Source organism: Tistrella arctica, from assembly GCF_039630945.1.
Classification (GTDB): Bacteria; Pseudomonadota; Alphaproteobacteria; order Tistrellales; family Tistrellaceae; genus Tistrella; species Tistrella bauzanensis.
Window position 1 is genome coordinate 133642 of the sequence record NZ_JBBKTV010000007.1, and the last position, 17570, is coordinate 151211.

The 17570-nt window shown below is 69.6% G+C and carries 15 protein-coding genes and 1 tRNA gene; 14 read left to right on the forward strand and 2 right to left on the reverse strand.

Translation table 11 applies throughout. From position 1 onward, the window contains the following. The first annotated feature begins 6 nt into the window (after nt 1-6). The 4 genes from WG924_RS16865 to WG924_RS16880 all read left to right on the forward strand — a co-directional run bounded on the left by WG924_RS16865 (nt 7) and on the right by WG924_RS16880 (nt 6224). Nucleotides 7-588: a HutD/Ves family protein gene (locus WG924_RS16865; RefSeq protein ID WP_345934268.1), complete on the forward strand. Its 582-nt coding sequence runs from the start codon at nt 7-9 to the stop codon at nt 586-588. A gap of 184 nt (nt 589-772) precedes the next feature. Beyond that, nucleotides 773-3190, forward strand: a complete 2418-nt coding sequence (locus WG924_RS16870) for an ATP-dependent helicase (RefSeq protein ID WP_345934269.1) — start codon at nt 773-775, stop codon at nt 3188-3190. Continuing rightward, complete coding sequence (locus WG924_RS16875; protein ID WP_345934271.1) at nt 3174-4121, forward strand: 50S ribosomal protein L11 methyltransferase; 948 nt, start codon at nt 3174-3176, stop codon at nt 4119-4121. The genes WG924_RS16870 and WG924_RS16875 overlap by 17 nt, the downstream gene beginning before the upstream one ends. A gap of 51 nt (nt 4122-4172) precedes the next feature. Next, a complete protein-coding gene (locus tag WG924_RS16880) occupies nt 4173-6224 on the forward strand; it encodes a M24 family metallopeptidase (protein WP_345934274.1) in 2052 nt (683 codons plus the stop codon). 39 nt (nt 6225-6263) lie between these two features. On the opposite strand, the gene WG924_RS16885 is transcribed toward WG924_RS16880, so the two are convergent. Next, complete coding sequence (locus tag WG924_RS16885; RefSeq protein WP_188574030.1) at nt 6264-6467, reverse strand: DUF4169 family protein; 204 nt, start codon at nt 6465-6467, stop codon at nt 6264-6266. A gap of 333 nt (nt 6468-6800) precedes the next feature. On the opposite strand from WG924_RS16885, the gene WG924_RS16890 reads away from it, so the two are divergent. Then, on the forward strand, nt 6801-8549 hold the full coding sequence (locus WG924_RS16890) for an AsmA family protein (RefSeq protein WP_188574031.1): 1749 nt from the start codon (nt 6801-6803) through the stop codon (nt 8547-8549). 168 nt (nt 8550-8717) lie between these two features. Here WG924_RS16890 and WG924_RS16895 read toward each other — a convergent pair whose 3' ends face one another. After that, nucleotides 8718-8909, reverse strand: a complete 192-nt coding sequence (locus tag WG924_RS16895; protein ID WP_188574032.1) for a hypothetical protein — start codon at nt 8907-8909, stop codon at nt 8718-8720. 517 nt (nt 8910-9426) lie between these two features. Here WG924_RS16895 and WG924_RS16900 point away from each other — a divergent pair. From WG924_RS16900 to WG924_RS16940, 9 genes are all read left to right on the forward strand, one after another. After that, the gene (locus WG924_RS16900; RefSeq protein ID WP_188574033.1) at nt 9427-11199 is read left to right on the forward strand and encodes a tetratricopeptide repeat protein; all 1773 of its coding nucleotides are present in this window, start codon (nt 9427-9429) and stop codon (nt 11197-11199) included. 43 nt (nt 11200-11242) lie between these two features. After that, a complete protein-coding gene (locus WG924_RS16905; protein WP_345934276.1) occupies nt 11243-12217 on the forward strand; it encodes a 4-(cytidine 5'-diphospho)-2-C-methyl-D-erythritol kinase in 975 nt (324 codons plus the stop codon). A 39-nt stretch (nt 12218-12256) separates the two neighbouring features. Continuing rightward, a tRNA-Gln gene (locus WG924_RS16910) sits at nt 12257-12330 on the forward strand. 222 nt (nt 12331-12552) lie between these two features. Further along, nucleotides 12553-13296, forward strand: a complete 744-nt coding sequence (locus WG924_RS16915) for a TetR/AcrR family transcriptional regulator (protein ID WP_345934277.1) — start codon at nt 12553-12555, stop codon at nt 13294-13296. A 43-nt stretch (nt 13297-13339) separates the two neighbouring features. Next, nucleotides 13340-15052 carry an isovaleryl-CoA dehydrogenase gene (locus tag WG924_RS16920; protein WP_345934279.1) on the forward strand — a complete coding sequence of 571 codons (1713 nt, stop codon included), beginning with the start codon at nt 13340-13342 and terminating at the stop codon, nt 15050-15052. A gap of 181 nt (nt 15053-15233) precedes the next feature. Continuing rightward, complete coding sequence (locus WG924_RS16925) at nt 15234-15899, forward strand: NUDIX domain-containing protein (protein ID WP_345934280.1); 666 nt, start codon at nt 15234-15236, stop codon at nt 15897-15899. Continuing rightward, nucleotides 15896-16567 carry a DUF1285 domain-containing protein gene (locus tag WG924_RS16930; protein WP_345934281.1) on the forward strand — a complete coding sequence of 224 codons (672 nt, stop codon included), beginning with the start codon at nt 15896-15898 and terminating at the stop codon, nt 16565-16567. Before WG924_RS16925 ends, WG924_RS16930 begins: the two co-directional genes overlap by 4 nt. Continuing rightward, nucleotides 16564-17286, forward strand: a complete 723-nt coding sequence (locus WG924_RS16935; RefSeq protein ID WP_345934282.1) for a CoA pyrophosphatase — start codon at nt 16564-16566, stop codon at nt 17284-17286. The genes WG924_RS16930 and WG924_RS16935 overlap by 4 nt, the downstream gene beginning before the upstream one ends. Nucleotides 17287-17295: 9 nt before the next feature. Next, a complete protein-coding gene (locus tag WG924_RS16940; protein ID WP_345934283.1) occupies nt 17296-17565 on the forward strand; it encodes a DUF6111 family protein in 270 nt (89 codons plus the stop codon). Nucleotides 17566-17570: the final 5 nt, after the last annotated feature.

The window sequence follows — 17570 nt, forward strand, 5'->3', positions numbered from 1 at the left end:
AGACGCATGCCGTGGAAAAACGGCGGCGGCGAGACCGTGGAAATCGCGGTCTCGCCGGCCGGTGCCGGGCTGGATGGCTTCGACTGGCGGCTGAGCATGGCGACAGTGGCGGTGGATGGGCCATTCTCGACCTTTCCCGGCATCGACCGGACGCTGGCGGTGCTGACCGGCGCCGGCATGGTGCTGGACATCGCCGGGCTGGGGCGCCGCACCCTCGATCCCGCCACCCCGCCGCTCGCCTTCCCGGCCGACCGGCCGACGACGGCGCAGCTCGTGAACGGCCCGATCACCGATCTGAACCTGATGACCCGGCGCGGCCGCCTGGTCCACGACATGACGCGCCTGCGGGTGACCGCCCCGCAGGCGCTGGCGGCGACATCGGATATCCTTGTCCTGCTCTGCGCCAGCGGCCATGCCGGTGTCCGGGTCGGTGACGCGCATATCGGGCTGGCGCCGCTCGACGCGCTGCTGATCGCCGGCCGCCCGCAGACGGAACCGGTCTGCGAGATCGCGGCCGATGGCACCGACAGCGCTGCCGTGATCTTCGTCTGCCGGATCAGCGACCGGCTGCCCGGCTGCCCGGACTGACGGCGGACGGCATGCGGCAGGCGCGGGCCGGCCCATGTCCCCGTCCGCAACCCCTCCTTGTAGAGCCAGCCCCAAGGGTATAGGTAAGACAGGCGCGCCGGCGGCTGTCGGCCCGGCTGCGTTTTTGTTATGTTCCGGGATGACAGCCCCCGGAAGATCCAGAGGAAGAGGTCCGGTCGACCCGATGTCCGATCCATTCAGCCTGCCGGAACCACAGGCGCCGCTGCCGCAGGACCATGGCGCCCGCGGCACCCATGCCTATCTCGACGGGCTGAATGCCGAACAGCGGGCGGCGGTGGAAACGCTCGACGGGCCGGTGCTGGTGCTGGCGGGGGCCGGGACCGGCAAGACCCGCGTGCTGACCACCCGGCTTGCCCATCTGGTCGATACCGGGCGGGCACGGCCCTGGCAGATCCTGGCGGTCACCTTCACCAACAAGGCCGCGCGCGAAATGCGCGAGCGGGTGGCGCGGCTGATCGGCGGCGATGAAAGCGGGCTGTGGTTCGGCACCTTCCATTCGCTGGCGGCCCGCATCCTCAGGCGTCATGCCGAACTGGTGGGCCTGAGTTCCACCTTCACCATCCTGGACACCGACGACCAGATCCGCCTGGCCAAGCAGGTGATCCAGGCGGCGGGCGTGGACGAGAAGCGCTGGCCGCCCAAGGTGCTGGTCGGCGCCATCCAGCGCTGGAAGGACAAGGCCTATCAGCCGGCCGAGGTGCCGGGGGTGGAGGCGCATGAATTCGCCCGCGGCCGCGGATCCGACCTTTATGCCGCCTATCAGGCTCGGCTGAAGGAGCTGAACGCGGCCGATTTCGGCGATCTGCTGATGGAATGCATCCGGCTGTTCCGCCAGCACCCCGACATCCTGACCGACTGGCAGCGCCGCTTCCGCTATATTCTGGTCGACGAGTATCAGGATACCAACGTGGCCCAGTATCTGTGGCTGCGGCTGCTGGCGCAGGCCCATCACAACATCTGCTGCGTGGGCGACGACGACCAGTCGATCTATTCCTGGCGCGGCGCCGAGGTCGGCAACATCCTGCGGTTCGAGACCGATTTCCCCGATGCGACCGTGGTGCGGCTGGAACGGAATTATCGCTCCACCGGCCATATTCTGGGCGCTGCCGGGGCGTTGATCGCCCATAATGAAGGCCGGCTGGGCAAGACGCTGTGGACCGATGACGGCGAGGGTGAGCGCGTCCGCATTCAGGGCTGCTGGGATGGCGACGAGGAGGCGCGCTTCGTCTCGGATGTGATCGAACATCTGCGCGCGCAGGGGCTGTCGCTGTCGGACATGGCGGTGCTGGTGCGTGCCGGCCACCAGACCCGCGCCTTCGAAGACCGCTTCGTGACCATCGGTCTGCCCTATCGGGTGGTGGGCGGCCTGCGGTTCTTCGAGCGCGCCGAGGTGCGCGACGCGCTGGCCTATCTGCGGCTGATGATCGCCAGCGCCGATGATCTGGCCTTCGAGCGGATCGTGAACGTGCCCAAGCGCGGGCTGGGCGACGCCTCGGTTCAGGCGCTGGCGGTGGCGGCGCGGGCCGAGGGCGTGCCGCTGCTGGTGGCGGCGGGCGAGCCGGCCATCACCAATGCGCTGCGCCCGAAGGCGCGGGCGGCGCTGGGCGATCTGGCGCGGCTGATCGCCGGCTGGCGCGAGGCGTTGTCGCATGAGACCCATGGCGAGGTCGTGCGCCGGATGCTGGATGAAAGCGGCCTGACCGGCATGTGGCAGGCCGAGAAGACCCCGGAAGCCCAGGGCCGGCTGGACAATCTGAAGGAACTGGCCCGCACGGTCGAGGAATTCGACAGCCTGCCGGCCTTTCTGGAACATGTCTCGCTGGTGATGGATGTCGACACCCGGGCCGGCGACGAGATGGTCAGCCTGATGACCCTGCACGGCGCCAAGGGGCTGGAATTCGACACCGTGTTCCTGCCCGGCTGGGAAGAGGGCGTCTTCCCCCATGAGCGTGCGCTTGAGGAAAGCGGACGCGAGGGGCTGGAGGAAGAACGTCGGCTGGCCTATGTCGGGCTGACCCGCGCCCGGCGCCGGGCGGTGATCAGCTTCGCCGCCAACCGGCGGGTCTATAACCAGTGGCTGTCTTCGGTGCCGTCGCGTTTCGTCGAGGAACTGCCGGCGGCCCATATCGAGCTGTCGGGGCAGACCGGGGTTTATGGCGGCAACCGCCAGGGCGGATGGCAGCCCGCGGGCCGCGGCCGGCCATCGGACCATGCGGCGCCCGACCCTTATGCGCAGACGGAGGTTTACGACCGTGCCACACGCCTGGCCGACGACCTGTCCACCCGCACCATCGACGGATCGGCGGTTCGGGTGAACGATCGCGCAGGATCTGGCGGCACGGCCGGCGGCGGTCGCGATTTCGCGCCGCGCCGGCTTCAGCCGACCAGTGGCCGCACACCCGGACAGGCCGCGGCGGCCGCCAAGGCCGCCGACACCTCGTCGTTCAAGATCGGCATGCGGGTGTCCCATGCCAAATATGGCGCCGGATTCATCGAACGCATCGAAGGCGACAAGCTGCAGGTGGTGTTCGATGGTGTCGGCCGGAAGAAAGTGATCGATCGCTTTGTCGAGCCCGTCTGATCCCGCCCGCCTGGTGTGGCGGCTGACCCTGGATGTCCCGGGGCTGGACCATGTTTCCGCGGTTGAAACCGCGCTTGAACCCTTCGTCGAAAGCCTGACCAGCTTCGAGGTGGTGGAGGACGGCCTGTGGTGGCGGGTCAGCGGCTATGCCCGCGGTGCCCGGCCCGATATGGCGGTGATCTCCACCCGTGTCGCCGTGCTGGCGGCGGCGCTGGATATTCCGCTGGAAAGCCCCGCGCTGGACCGGCTGGAGGATCGCGACTGGGCAAGCGACGTTCTGAAGAGCTTCGTGCCGATCAAGGCCGGCCGCTTCGTGGTCCATGGCAGCCATCTGTCGGGCGACGTGGTGCCGCCGGGGGCGATCGGCATCGTGGTCGATGCCGGCCAGGCCTTCGGATCGGGCGAACACGGCACCACCCGGGGCTGCCTGACCATGATCGATCGCATCGCCCGCCGGCGGTTGCCGGTCCGGCGTGTGCTGGACATGGGCTGCGGCTCGGGCGTGCTGGCGATCGGCGCCGCCAAGCGGCTGAACCCGCGCATGCTGCGCCGCCGGGTGCTGGCGGTCGACAATGATCCGCGATCGGTTGCGGTGACCGCCGAGAATATCCACATCAACCATGTGCGCGACCGGGTGATCCCGCTGATCTCGGAAGGCTTCCGCCGGCCCGAGGTGACGGCATACGGGCCGTACAACCTGATCCTGGCCAATATCCTGGCCCGTCCGCTGGCGCGGATGGCGCCGGTGGTGGTGCGGCATCTGGCACCGGGCGGGCGGCTGGTGCTGTCGGGGCTGACCCCGCGTCAGGATGCCTGGGTGCGCAACGCCTATCGCCGGCGTGGCCTGGTTCTGGAAGCCCGGCTGGTGCTGGATGGCTGGACGACATTGCTGATGCGGCGTGCCTGGCCGCAGCGGCCAGACCGGCACTGATCACCGGCACTGATCATTTTTCCTCCAACATCTTCTCTGTCGAGGCCGTCGATGACCGCAGCCACCCCGGACGGAACCAATCCGCAGCGCAGCCCCGGCGACGATCTGGGCGCCCGGCTTGCCGCGGCCGGATCGCGCCTGCGACCGGGCGATCTGGATGCGGTGCTGGCCGGGATCAACGCGTCGGCGGTGCCTGCGGATGACGAGGGCTGGATCGATCTGATTCTTGGCGCCGGGCCACATGATCCGGCCCTGGTGGCCGATCTGGTGCGGCGGCGCGCCAAGACGGGGGCCGAGCCGGCCGACGGCCTGTGGGATGATGCGCCCGATACCGCCGGCCGGGTCGCCCGGCTGCGCGCCCGGCTGGCGGCGGCGGGCGTCGATGGCTTCATCGTGCCCCGCGCCGACGAACACCAGGGCGAATATGTGCCCCGGGCGGCGGAACGGCTGGGCTGGATCACCGGCTTTCATGGCTCGGCCGGCACCGCGATCATCCTTGGCGACCGGGCGGCGATCTTCATTGATGGCCGCTATACCATTCAGGCCGAACAGGAGGTCGACGGGGCGGTGTTCGAACGCTGCCATGTGGTCGATCGGGCGCCGATGACATGGCTGGCCGAGGTGGCGGATCGTGGTGCGCGGATCGGCTATGATCCGCATCTGCACACGCCGGGGGAACTGGCCCGCTGGCAGCGCCAGCTCTCGCCGGCGGGCATCGATCTGGTGGCGCTGGATGGCAACCCGGTGGACGCCGTGTGGAACGGCCGCGCCGCCCTGCCGCTGGGGCCGGTGGTGCCCCATGACGAGCGTTTCGCGGGCGAGCCGGTGGCGGCCAAGCGTGCGCGGATCGGGGCCGCGATCCGGGCCGCCGGCGCCGATGCCTATCTGATGACGCTGCCTGAGGATCTGGCCTGGCTGCTGAACATCCGCGGCGCCGACGTGCCCTGCGCGCCGATGCCCCTGGGCTTCGGGTTGATCGATGCCGATGGCGCCACGCAGATGTTCATCGACCCGCGCAAGCTGACCCAGGCGGCGCTGACCCATCTGGCGGGCGAGGCGCGGGTGGCGCCGGTCGAGGGGCTGGGGGCGGCGCTGGATGCCTGCGCCGGCCGGCGGGTGCTGATCGATCCGGCGACCGCCACGGTCTGGGCCGATCTGCGACTGAAGGCGGCGGGCGCCACGGTTGTCGAGGGCGCGTCGCCGATCGCCCTGCCCAAGGCGCGCAAGAATGCGGTGGAACTGGCGGGGACAAGAGCGGCGCATCTGCGTGACGCGGGCGCGCTGGTCACCTTCCTGGCCTGGATCGCCGCCGAGGCCCCCATGGGCCGGGTGACCGAGCTGGACGCGGCAGAGAAGCTTGGCGCGCTGCGGCGCGGGCTGGATCATTATCGCGGCATGAGCTTCGAGACCATCTCGGCCGCCGGACCCAACGCCGCCATGGCCCATTACCGGGTGAATGAGCGCAGCAACCGCCGGCTGGTCCCGGGCGAGATCTATCTGGTCGACAGCGGCGGCCAGTTCCTGGACGGCACCACCGATGTCACCCGCACCATCGGCATCGGCGCTATGCCCGACGCGGTGGCGCGGTCGTTCACCCTGGTGCTGAAGGGCCATATCGCGGTCGCGACCGCCCGTTTCCCGGCCGGCACCACCGGCGCGCAGCTCGATGTGCTGGCGCGTCATCACCTGTGGGCGGCGGGGCTGGATTTCGACCATGGCACCGGCCATGGCGTCGGCAGTTATCTGTCGGTCCATGAGGGGCCACAGCGGATTTCGAAGGTGTCGGGCGTGGCGCTGGAACCGGGCATGATCCTGTCGGACGAGCCCGGCTATTACGAGCCCGGCCGCTATGGCATCCGGATCGAGAATCTGGTGGTGGTGCGCGAGGATGGCATCGGCTTCGCGGGGCGGCGGTTCCTGGCCTTCGATACCATCACGCTCGCGCCGATCGACCGCACGCTGATCCGCGCCGACATGCTGACGGCGGCCGAGTGCGACTGGGTCGACGCCTATCATGCCCGGGTGCTGGCCGAGGTGGGGCCGCTGGTCGCGCCCGATGTGGCCGCGTGGCTGGCGGATGTGACCCGGCCGCTCGACCGGTAAAGTCCAGCTCCGCCGGCCATTCAGCGCGCTGGCGTCCGGTCAGCGCTGTGGCGTCTTGTCGGGGTCGTCTCCGGTCAACCGCTTCAGGTCCAGGATATGGCGGTCCCGGTCGCGTTCGGTATCGCGCAGGGTGCGCTGAAACCGGCTCATGCCGAAGCGGGCGCGGTTTTCGGCCGCGCGGGCCTCTTTCTCCGCACGGGCGCGCTGCTTGCGCGCGTCCTTCAGGTTGATGATGTCACCCATGGTCGGCATCTCCCGGGGCAAGACGACCGGAATGCCTGCACTGTACCGGCGGAGTTGCCCATACCTGCGGCCCCGGCTAGGGTCTATGGCGCTGCGATGCCGGCCATGGGCCGGCCGTTTGAACCTTCCGGCAAGGGCCGGCCTTGTGAACACTAAGGCGGCGCGTGGCCGGGGGCGAGTGGCATTTCCGCACAAGGGGGCCGCGTGATGTGGCGGCGGCCCCGGATGTTGATGCCACGGCAGCGCTGTGGCTGTTGTATCATGCGGCCTCTCGCCCCTTGAGACACGCCGCTGCCGCTGACCGGATCCGATCTGAAAGGGAACCTCGCGCCGATGTCGTCCGCCGCCCGTATCGCCATTGCCGCCGGCAGTCTGATCGTGATCGGCATCGCCGCGATCGCGGTTGCGGGGGCTGTGTGGCTGCCGGGCCAGGATCTGCGGCAGGTGGCACCGTCGGTGGCCCAGTCGATGGCCGATCGGATCGCCAATGCGACCGGCGAGCCGGTCAGCATTGCCGGGGCCATGCAACTCAGGCTGCTGCCGGGGCTGGACCTTACCCTCAATGACGTGCGGATCGGCGCCGATCCCCAGACCGGGCTTGCGGCCGACCGGATGGTGATCGGCCTGTCGGTGCTGGATCTGGCGGGCGGCGGCTTCACGCCCCGGCGGCTCGACCTCGATGGGCCGCGGATGGCGCTGGAGAATCAGGGGCCCGAGACCGCGGCGTCGTCGGGTGCCGAGGCGCTGATCGCGGCGGTGCCGTCGCTGTCGATCCGCAACGGCACCCTGGATCTGGGCCTGGGCGGCGATCGCCGGGTTCTGATCGACGGGATAGAGATCGATGCCACCACCACCGGCGCCGGTGTGCGCGAGATCAGGGGACGGCTGGCGGCTGGCGGTGTGCCGGTGCTGGTTGAGACCCGCCTGGGCAGTGCCGACCCGGACGGTGCCCAGGCGATTGCCGGCCGGTTGACGCTGATCGCCGGCGGCGCGCTGCTGACCTATGACGGCCAGGTGACGGATGGCGGCTTCAAGGGCCGCGTGGATATGAAGGCCGGTGATGCCGGCGTGCTGGCCGGGCTGGTGTCGGATGTGTCGGGCGTGACGGAAACGCCGCCCGTGCCCTTCGGCCTGCCCTTGCGACTGACCGGCCAGTTGTCGGCGGGGGCGGCCGGCGCGCGGCTGGATGACGGCCAACTCGTCCTTGGCGAGACCAGCGCGCAAGGCGCCGTGCACTGGGTGCCGGGCGAAGGCACCACCATGCGGCTGGATGTCGGGCGGCTGGATCTGGCGCCGTGGATCGAGGCGGCTGCCGCGCCCGGTGCCACCGTGGCCCTGCTGGCGGCCCTGCCGCGGCAGTTGGATCTGAAGGCCGCATCGGTCGAAACCGGGCGGCCCGACCTGCCGGGGCTGACCGGTCTGGTGATCGGCCTGCGTCGCGACCCGCGCACGGGCGGCGATCTGCTGATGCCGGCATTTTCGATCGAAAGCACCGCCGGCGTCTCGCGACTGGATGCCGAGGGGCGGATCGGCCCGCGCGGTGGCGGCCTGGGCTTCGATGGTGCCGTGACCCTGCAGGCGCGGTCTGCCGCGGGGCTGATCGCCGGTTTCAATGATGGTGAAGCACCCGATACCGCCACCGGCCGTTTCGGCCGGGTGGCGCTGCGGGCCAGGGCGGCCCTGGCACCCCAGGGGCTGAACCTTGCCGATCTGTCGGGCACGGTCGATGGTGCCGATGTCGCGGGCGGATTGTCGGCGGCCTGGGGCGGCCCCGACGGCGCCTGGCGGCTGGGCGGGCGGCTGGCTTTCGACCGCTTGAACCTGGATGCCTATCTGCCGGTGCGGACCGGCGCGGATGACGGCGCCGAGAGTGTGCAGGCCGGTCGGCTGGTGGTGGCGGGGCTGCCGGATGCCGGCGGCGGCCGGGTCCAACTGGCTGCCGGGCAGGGTGTGTGGCGTGGCGGCACGGTTCAGGATCTGGAAGTCGATCTGTCGATCGAGGGCAGTGTCGCGCGTGGCGTGGTGCGGTTCCGCGACGACACGGCCGCGCGCTTCGTGCCGCAGCCGGCCGGAGCGTCCTGACGATGCTGCGTCCTGACGATGCTGCGTCCTGATGACGCAGGGCCGGTGCCGTCCGTCGCCGCATGATCGGTCATGCCCATAGTGAAACAGCCGCATCCATGGCCATGGATGCGGCTGTTTCATCGGTCATCCAGGATCCCCGGCGGGCCGGGGCACCGGATGACGCAATCAGATATCGCGCCAGGCAACCGGGCGGCCGGCATGGTCGTTGACCAGCTTGCCACCGTCGTCCTGCGCCGCGATATACCGGCCATGGCCGACATTCGAGCCGACATACAGGACCGGCTTCACCTTCTTGCCGTCGAAGAGCTTCTCAACCGCGACAGCGCCACGGTTCTTCGGGTTGTTCTTGCTACCCATAGCACCACTTCCTCAAGGTACGGGCGCTCACCGCGTCCGGCAAACACCACGCGGGCCGTGCCCGCTCTGAAAGGGGCCGGGCTGACACGCACAGAAGCGCCCGGCCTCGCAAGAGGCGGGCGGCGGGCAGAATCGAGCCGGCTCCCATCGGGGATACGGGCACCCGCCACCCATCGGCAGCGCGGCCCTTCTTTGTAACCCGTGATTTGTGCGCCAAAGCCGGGCGAAGGTCAAGCGTCGAGCCCGGCGTTACACGCATGGGTCGCCCGATCCGGTACACGGGTCGCACCAGCCTCGGCGCTGGACAGGCGGGTGGTCAACGTGTCCAATGGTGACATTGCCGCAACGCGGTACGAGACGAAAATGTCGCAGGCCTGCCGGATGCCGTGGCCAGCCTTGCCTGGACGTGGGGCACATGCGACGAATGGCGGTCCGGGCAACCGGAGAGCGACCAGGGGGCCGGCCGGCTGTTATAAGCACGGACCGGCGCGAGCCGATCGACGGGATGGACTTGCGTATGAGACGGGCAGGCAGCGGACGGGCGGGTGCGATGATCGTCGCGGCCCTTGCAGCGGGTCTGCTGGCGGCGTGCGCCGGACCTGTCGCGGGGCCGGTGAGCGAGGTCCGTGTCGGCCGCACCTTCACCGGCAACTACCTGGCCGGGCGCTATGCCCAGACCCGTGACGATTTTTCGGCGGCCGCGTCGTTCTATCGCGCGGCGCTGGATCAGGCGCCAAACGATGCCGAGTTGCTGCGTCGCGCCATGCTGTTGACGGCGGGCGAAGGCGATATCGATCAGGCGCTGGACTATGCCGGCCGTGTGCAGGCGCTGGAGCCTGCCGCCCCCTTTTCCGATCTGCTGCTGATCCTTCATAGCATCAACACGGGCGAGTTGATCGAGGCGGAGCGGATGGCCGACCGGATGGATCGCGGCGGCGTCAACGGCCTGCTGGCGCCGGTGGTCGATGCCTGGATCCGCTATGGCCGCGGCCGGTCGGGTGAGGCGGTGACGGCGCTCGACCGTCTTGCCGGCAATCCGGCCTTCGCAAGCTTCCGCTATCAACATGCGGCGCTGATCCACGATCTGGCCGGCCAGACCGATGGTGCCACGGCGAATTATGAGCTGGCGCTGTCGGCGGGCGGGCCGACATCGGTGCGGCTTATCCAGGCCTATGCCTCGCATCTGGTGCGGACCGGCAATCGTGACATGGCGGGGCAATTGTATCGCGAGATGCTGCGCGACGCGCCGGAAAGCACCACCTTGCGCCGCACGCTGGCGCGGATCGAGGCCGGCGACGACCTGCCACGGACCGTGCCCGATTATCGCGCCGGCATCGCCGAAGCGCTGTACAGCGTCGCCGGGCTGCTGCTGCGCGATCAGGTTCTGGGCGCCGCTCTGTTCTATGGCCGTCTGGCGCTGTATATGCGGCCCGATTTCGCCGATGCCCGCTATCTGGTGGGTGAGATTTATGAACGCGCGGGCGATCATCGCGCGGCGCTCGACACCTTCCGCACCATCGACGATGACGGCGCCGTCGCCGATGCGGCCGCGATCCGCATTGCCGAGAATCTGGCCCGCAAGGGCGAGACCGAGCAGGCAGAGACCCTGCTGAAGGCGCGTGTCGACGCCGGGCAGCGCGACGCCGTGATCAGTCTGGCCGAGATCTACCGCCAGCAGGAGCGTTGGGACGATGCCGCCGCGGCCTATGGTCAGGTGATCGCATCCCTTGGCGGCCAGCCGGGGCCGGAGCAATGGGATCTGTTCTATGCCCGCGGCGTCGCCTATGAACGCGCCGGGCGCTGGCCCGAAGCCGAGGCGGATTTCCTGACCGCGCTGCAACTGTCCCCCGATCAGCCGCTGGTGCTGAATTATCTGGGCTATTCATGGGTTGAGAAGGGCATGAACCTCGCCCGGGCTCGCGGCATGCTGGAGCGTGCTGTGGCCCTGCGGCCGCGCGACGGGTTCATCATTGATAGCCTGGGCTGGGCGCTCTATCAGCTCGGTCTGTTCGACGAGGCGGTGGAGCGGCTGGAGCAGGCGGTGATGCTGCAGCCCAACGATCCCACCATCAACGATCATCTGGGCGACGCCTATTGGCGGGTCGGCCGCGACCGCGAGGCCCGGTTCCAGTGGAGCCATGCCCTGGTCTTCAATCCCGAGCCGGCCCAGGCCGAGGCGCTGCGCCGCAAGCTGAACGAGGGCCTGCCGCCGGCGGCCGGCATCCTGCGCTCGGCCGGCGTGGTCGACGCCAGTGGTGCCAGCATCGCCCGCGCTGCCGCCGCAGAATGACGATTGGGCGATGACGGCCGGGACGAGGACAGCCGGGGAGAGGATGAGCAGGGCGGCCGGATATGGCTTGGCCGGCGCCGGAACCGGGCCGCTGGAAACGCTGGGCGCCGCCAAGATCAACCTGCATCTGCATGTCACCGGCCGGCGTGACGATGGCTATCACCTGCTGGACAGTCTGGTGGTGTTTGCCGATATCGGCGATCGGGTGGTGGTGGACCCGTGGCCGCTGCCCGCCGGCGCGGAGACGGTTTTTCGCCTGACCGGTCGCTTCGCGGCCGATCTCGCCTGCACCATGCCGGCCGACAATCTCGCGATGCGCGCGGCGGCGGCGCTGGCGGGGCGGGTGAACCGGCCGCTTCCCCGGATGATTGCCCTGGACAAGCGCCTGCCGGTGGCCAGTGGCATCGGCGGCGGATCGGCCGATGCCGCCGCCGTGCTGCGCCTGCTGTCCGGCGCATGGGGTGTGCCGCGGCCGGTGGTGATGGACGTGGCCGGGCAACTGGGTGCCGATGTGGCGATGTGTGTTGCGGCCTGTCCCGCCCGGATCGCCGGGGTGGGCGAGGTGGTGACGCCGCTTGGCCACCCCACCGCCCGCCTGCTCGGCGGGATGGGGCTGGTGCTGGCCAATCCGCTGATGCCGCTGTCGACCCCGGCCGTCTTCAAGGCGCGTGCCGCATCGGGCGCCGTGGCCTCGGCGCCGGCCTCGCTGCCCGATGCCGGCGATCTGCCGCAGCTTCTGGCGGCGCTGGCCGATGCGACCAACGACCTGGCGCCGCCCGCCCGCGTGCTGCTGCCGGTGATCGCCGATGTCGAGACGGCACTGGCGGCGTTGCCGGGGGCATGTTTCACGCGCATGTCCGGCTCGGGCGCCACCTGTTTCGCCCTGTTCGCCAGCCCTGATGCCGCGAAAGCCGCATCGGTCCGGCTTGCCGCCGCCCGTCCGTCGTGGTGGGTGGCCGCCGGCCGGGTGCTGGCGGTGGCTCCCGAAATCCGTGAAACACCCTCTGCATCCAGTTGAAAACCGCTGTGGTCCGTACTATGGTTCGGCCCGGCGCGTTGGGGCGTAGCCAAGCGGTAAGGCATCGGGTTTTGATCCCGTGATCCCAGGTTCGAATCCTGGCGCCCCAGCCATTTCTTCCGCGTCACCATGTCGGGCAGTACCATGAACCGCGCATTCCATCGAATGCGCGGATTTTTGTTTGCGCGCATGGTTTTCGAGGCGACGCCACGCAAACAGACTTGCGCCGCCGCCGCCGCTGTGGCTCGATGTGAATCCGGATTCACATCGGTGATCGCAAGCGGGCTGTCAGCGTTGTGCGGCCAGCGGCGATCCCGGACTGAAGGCAGAGGGTGATGGATGAACATGCGCCGGACGGCCGATCGCTGCCGGCCGATCAGGTGCCGGCGGATCAGATGCCGGTGACGCCGGTCAAGACCCGCGAGCGGCTATGCATCGCGGGCTTCGGCATCGTGCGGCGCGCGGGCTTTGCCGGGCTGTCGGTCAGCGCGGTTGCGGAAGATGCCGAGGTGGCCGTGGGCACCGTTTATCGCCATTTCACCTCGAAGGCGGAACTGTGCGCGGAACTGTTCCGGCGGGCATCGGGGCATGAATATCAGGCGGTTGCCGATGCGATCCGCGGTCAGGGGCCGGCCGACCGGCGGATCGCCTTTGCGGTTGCCACCTTCGCCGCCCGTGCCCTGGCGGGGCGGGCACTGGCCTATGCCCTGCTGGCCGAACCGGTCGACCCGCTGGTCGATGCCGAGCGGCTGGCGTCGCGGCGGCGCTACACGGCCCTTTATGCCGAGGCGGTGGCGACCGGACTTGCCGAAGAGACCCTGAGCCCGCAGCCGCCCGAAATCGCGGCCGCCGCCATGGTCGGCATCGTCAGCGAAACCCTGGTCGGGCCGCTGGCTCGCGCCCGGCGGATCGACAGCGGCCGCAACGCCCTGACCGATGCCGATGCCACCATGATCGCCGACATCGTCGGCTTCTGCCGGCGCGGCCTGACCGGCCGCCCGGATGCGCCGAGCGACACGCTGCGGATTGCGCAGCGGGCCATCGAGGGCCTGGGCCGCGGGCCGCATCCCCTGTCCTGAAGACCGTCATCATCCATCCCGACATCCATTCCGGAGACCTCCGATGACCGACCAGACCCCCCTTGCATCATCATCGTCATCGTCATCGTCATCACCGGCACTGGCACCCGCTGCGGCGCCCGGCGCCACCCATGCGGTGTTCAATCAGGTGCCGCTGCTGGAGGCCAATCTCTATGCCGGCGATCAGGCGCTCGGCGAGGCGGTCGAGGGTTTCGGCGGCGGCTGGGCGCGCGGGCTGCTGTCGGATTACGGCGCCAGGACCGGCGGGCCGATGCTGGCGCTGGGACATGACGCCAACCGGTTTCCGCCCGAACTGACCACCCATGACCGCTATGGCAACCGGATCGACGAGGTGCGCTTTCATCCGGCCTATCACGCGCTGATGGCCGAAGCGGTGGGCGCCGGCATGCATTCCCTGGCCTGGACCGATCCGCGCCCCGGCGCCATGGTCGCGCGATCGGCCCTGGTCTATATGCACTGCCAGGCCGAGGCCGGCACCATGTGCCCGATGACCATGACCTTCGCGGTGGTCCCGGCGCTGAAGCAGGAGCCGGCGGTGGCGGAGCGCTGGCTGCCCGGCGTGCTGAGCACCCAGTATGACCCGCGCGCCATTCCAGCGCCGGAAAAGGCCGGGTTGACCCTGGGCATGGCGATGACCGAGAAACAGGGCGGGTCCGACGTCCGCGCCAACACCACCCGGGCGGTGCGTGTGGGCGAAGAGGACGGCCAGGAGGTCTATGAGCTGACCGGCCATAAATGGTTCTGCTCGGCGCCGATGTGCGACGGCTTTCTGGTGCTGGCCCAGACCGATGCCGGCGTCACCTGTTTCCTGATGCCGCGCCGCCGGCCCGATGGCAGCCGCAATGCCATGCATATCCAGCGGCTGAAGGACAAGGTCGGCAACCGGTCCAACGCCTCGTCGGAAATCGAGCTGCGCGGCGCTTATGCGGTTCGGGTCGGGCCCGAGGGGCGCGGGGTGCGCACCATCATCGAGATGGTCCATCACACCCGGCTGGATTGCGCGCTGGGGGCATCGGGGCTGATGCGCCAGGCGCTGACCCAGGCGATCCATCACGCCCGCCACCGCCAGGCCTTCGGCGCCCGGCTGGTGGACCAGCCGGCGATGCGCAATGTGCTGGCCGATCTGGCGCTGGAGCAGGAGGCCGGGATGCGCATGGTGATGCGACTGGCCCATTCCTTCGAGCAGAGCGGCGCCGATCCGCAGGAACAGGCCTTCGCGCGTATCGCCACCGCCGTGGTGAAATACTGGGTGTGCAAGCGCGCGCCGGGCTTCATCTACGAGGCGATGGAATGCCTGGGCGGCAATGGCTATGTCGAGGAAAGCGGCCTGCCGCGGCTGTATCGCGAGGCGCCGCTGAACGCGATCTGGGAAGGGTCGGGCAATGTGATCGCGCTGGATGTGCTGCGCGCTCTTGGTCGCGAACCCGCGACGCGTGAGGCGCTGGCCGCCCGGCTGATGCGCAATCGCGGCGCCGATGCCCGCTATGATGCCCATCTCGACCGCACGCTGGCGGCGCTGGGGTCGAATGCCGATCTGGAATTCCGCGCGCGGCGGCTGGTCGGCGATCTGGGGCTGGCGCTGGCGGGGGCCGAACTGATCGATCATGCGCCGGAAACCCTGGCCGAAGCCTGGCTGGCCAGCCGGCTGGGCGGCGATCATGGCGGGTTCTATGGCACCCTGCCCACCGGCACCGATGCCGAGGGCATCATCTCACGGGCGGCGGTGGCCGCCTGAGCATCGCTGACCGGGCCGCCGGCGCGGCGCATGGCCGCCCTTCAGATTGCCACGGCATGGTCGCTCGACCACCCGGGCGGTTGCGGCCAGAATGGTGGCCGTAACCGCCCGCTGTCGTATACAGGGGGGGCGCGCGCCGCCGTATGGTGCCGCCCCCCGATCCACCGGAGCCCGAGCCCGCATGTCCGAACCCAGCCATACCGTGCCTGTCGAGGCCGCATCCTTTGGTCGCGATGACGTCGAGATCCTGGGGCGTGAGATCCTGTATGACGGCTATTTCCGGATCGTGCGGGTCACCCTGCGCCACCGGGCGATGGATGGTGGCTGGACGGAACCGTTTTCCCGCGAGATCTTTGAACGCGGCATCGCCTCGGCGGTGCTGCCCTATGATCCGGTCCGCGACGAGGTGGTGCTGATCGAACAATTCCGCGCCGGCGGCCTGTATGGCGCGGCCAGCCCCTGGATGATCGAGATCGTGGCCGGAATCATCGATGCGGGCGAGACCCCGGAAATGGTCGCCCGCCGCGAGGCGGTGGAGGAAGCCGGCCTTGAGGTCGGGCGGATCGAGGCCATATCGGTATATCAGCCCTCGCCGGGCGCCTGTGACGAATGGGTGCATCTCTATGTGGGCGAGGTGGCGGCCGGTACCCGCGCCGACCGGGCCGGACTTGCCGAAGAGAACGAGGACATCAAGGTCTTCGCCCTGTCGCGCGCCGATGCCGTAGCGCTGCTCGACGGCGACCGGCTGGACAACGCGACCACCATCGTGGCGCTGAACTGGCTTGCCCGTCACGGCGAGGCCCTGCGTCGGCGCTGGCTGGCGACAAAGACGGAGGATGAGGCATGAGCGCCAATGACGGCAAGGGCACCGCGGCCGGCGGCGCGCCGGCGGCACGGGGCACCGAACTGGCGGGGCGGCTGGGCCTGGGCACGCCGCCTGCGGGTGGCGACGGCACGGCCGCGGCCGAAGGCGGGCCGCGCCGCAAGGGCCCGTTCTTCTGCGGCGACATCGACATGCGCATCGCCCGCGACGGCACCTGGTTCTATCTGGGCACACCGATCGGGCGGCATGCGCTGGTCAAGCTGTTCTCGACCGTGCTGCATCGCGACGCGGATGGCGATTACTGGTTGGAAACCCCGGTCGAGAAGTGCCGGATCCAGGTGGAGGACGCGGCCTATATCGTCACCGCCATGCGGGTCGAGGGCACCGGTCGCGATGCCCGGATCGTCTTCACCACCAATGTCGAGGCCGAGGTGCCGCTGGACGATGCGCATCCGCTGGTCTTGCGGCCACGCCCCGACAGCGGCGATCTGGCACCCTATCTGACGGTTGGCCGGGGGCTGGAGGCGCTGCTTGGCCGCGCGGTTTATTATCAATTGGTCGATCTGGCCGATATCCGGCGCCATCCCGACACCGGCGCCGAGGTGCTGGCGGTGGAAAGCGCCGGCATGACCCATTATCTGGGATCGCCCGAATTCGAGGATGACCGCATCGCGGCGGGGGCCGGCCGATGACCGTCGCCGCCGATATCGTCGCGGTCTTCAACGACAGCCTGCCCAATGCCGTCGGCATCGACCCGGACACCCCGGCGGTCAATGGCGACTATGTTCTGAACCCCGGCAGCCGGATCGCCGGCGCCAAGCGGCCGGCGGCGGTGCTGGTGCCGCTGGTCGAGCGCTCGGCCGGGCTGACCGTGCTGCTGACCCAGCGCACCCAGCATCTGCACGCCCATGCGGGCCAGGTGGCCTTTCCCGGCGGCCGGGTTGACGAGGGCGACATCGATGCGGTGGATACCGCGCTGCGCGAGACCCGCGAGGAGATCGGCGTCGATCGTGCGCATATCCGGATCATTGGCCGGCTCGACACCTACGAGACCACCACCGGCTTTCACGTGGTGCCGATCGTGGGGCTGGTGACGCCGCCGGTGGAGATCATCCCCGACCCGTTCGAGGTGGCGGAGGTGTTCGAGGTGCCGCTCAGCTTCTTCATGGATCCGCGCAACCGCAAACGCCATTCGCTGGAGCGGGGCGGGGTGGTGCGCCACTGGTATGCCTTCCCCTTCGGCCGCTATTACATCTGGGGGGCGACCGCCGGCATGCTGGTCAACCTGACCCGGGTTCTGGATGCGGGGCTGGGTCTTCAGGGCGCCGACCTGCCGGCCGCACCCGTCGCCGCCGGCATCTCCGGAGCCAGCCTGACCGGCGGTGCCGCTGACCGCCGGCCGGCGCTCTAGGCCGGCGGCATGCGGATTCTGCTGACCTATGTCCTGCCGTTCCTGGCGCCGTTTCTGCTGTATGGCGGCTGGGTGCTGTGGGCCGATCGCGTGCGGGAACGGCGCGGCGTCGCGCCGGCGCCGCCGCCCCCCTGGGTGACGGCGCTTGCGGTGCTGGCGCTTGGCGGGTCATTGTTCGTGTTCGGGCAGGCCATCGGGCCACGGCCTGATCCGGGTATCTATGTGCCGCCGCATATGGAGGATGGCCGGATCGTGCCGGGGCATTACGGCGCCCGCTGATACTC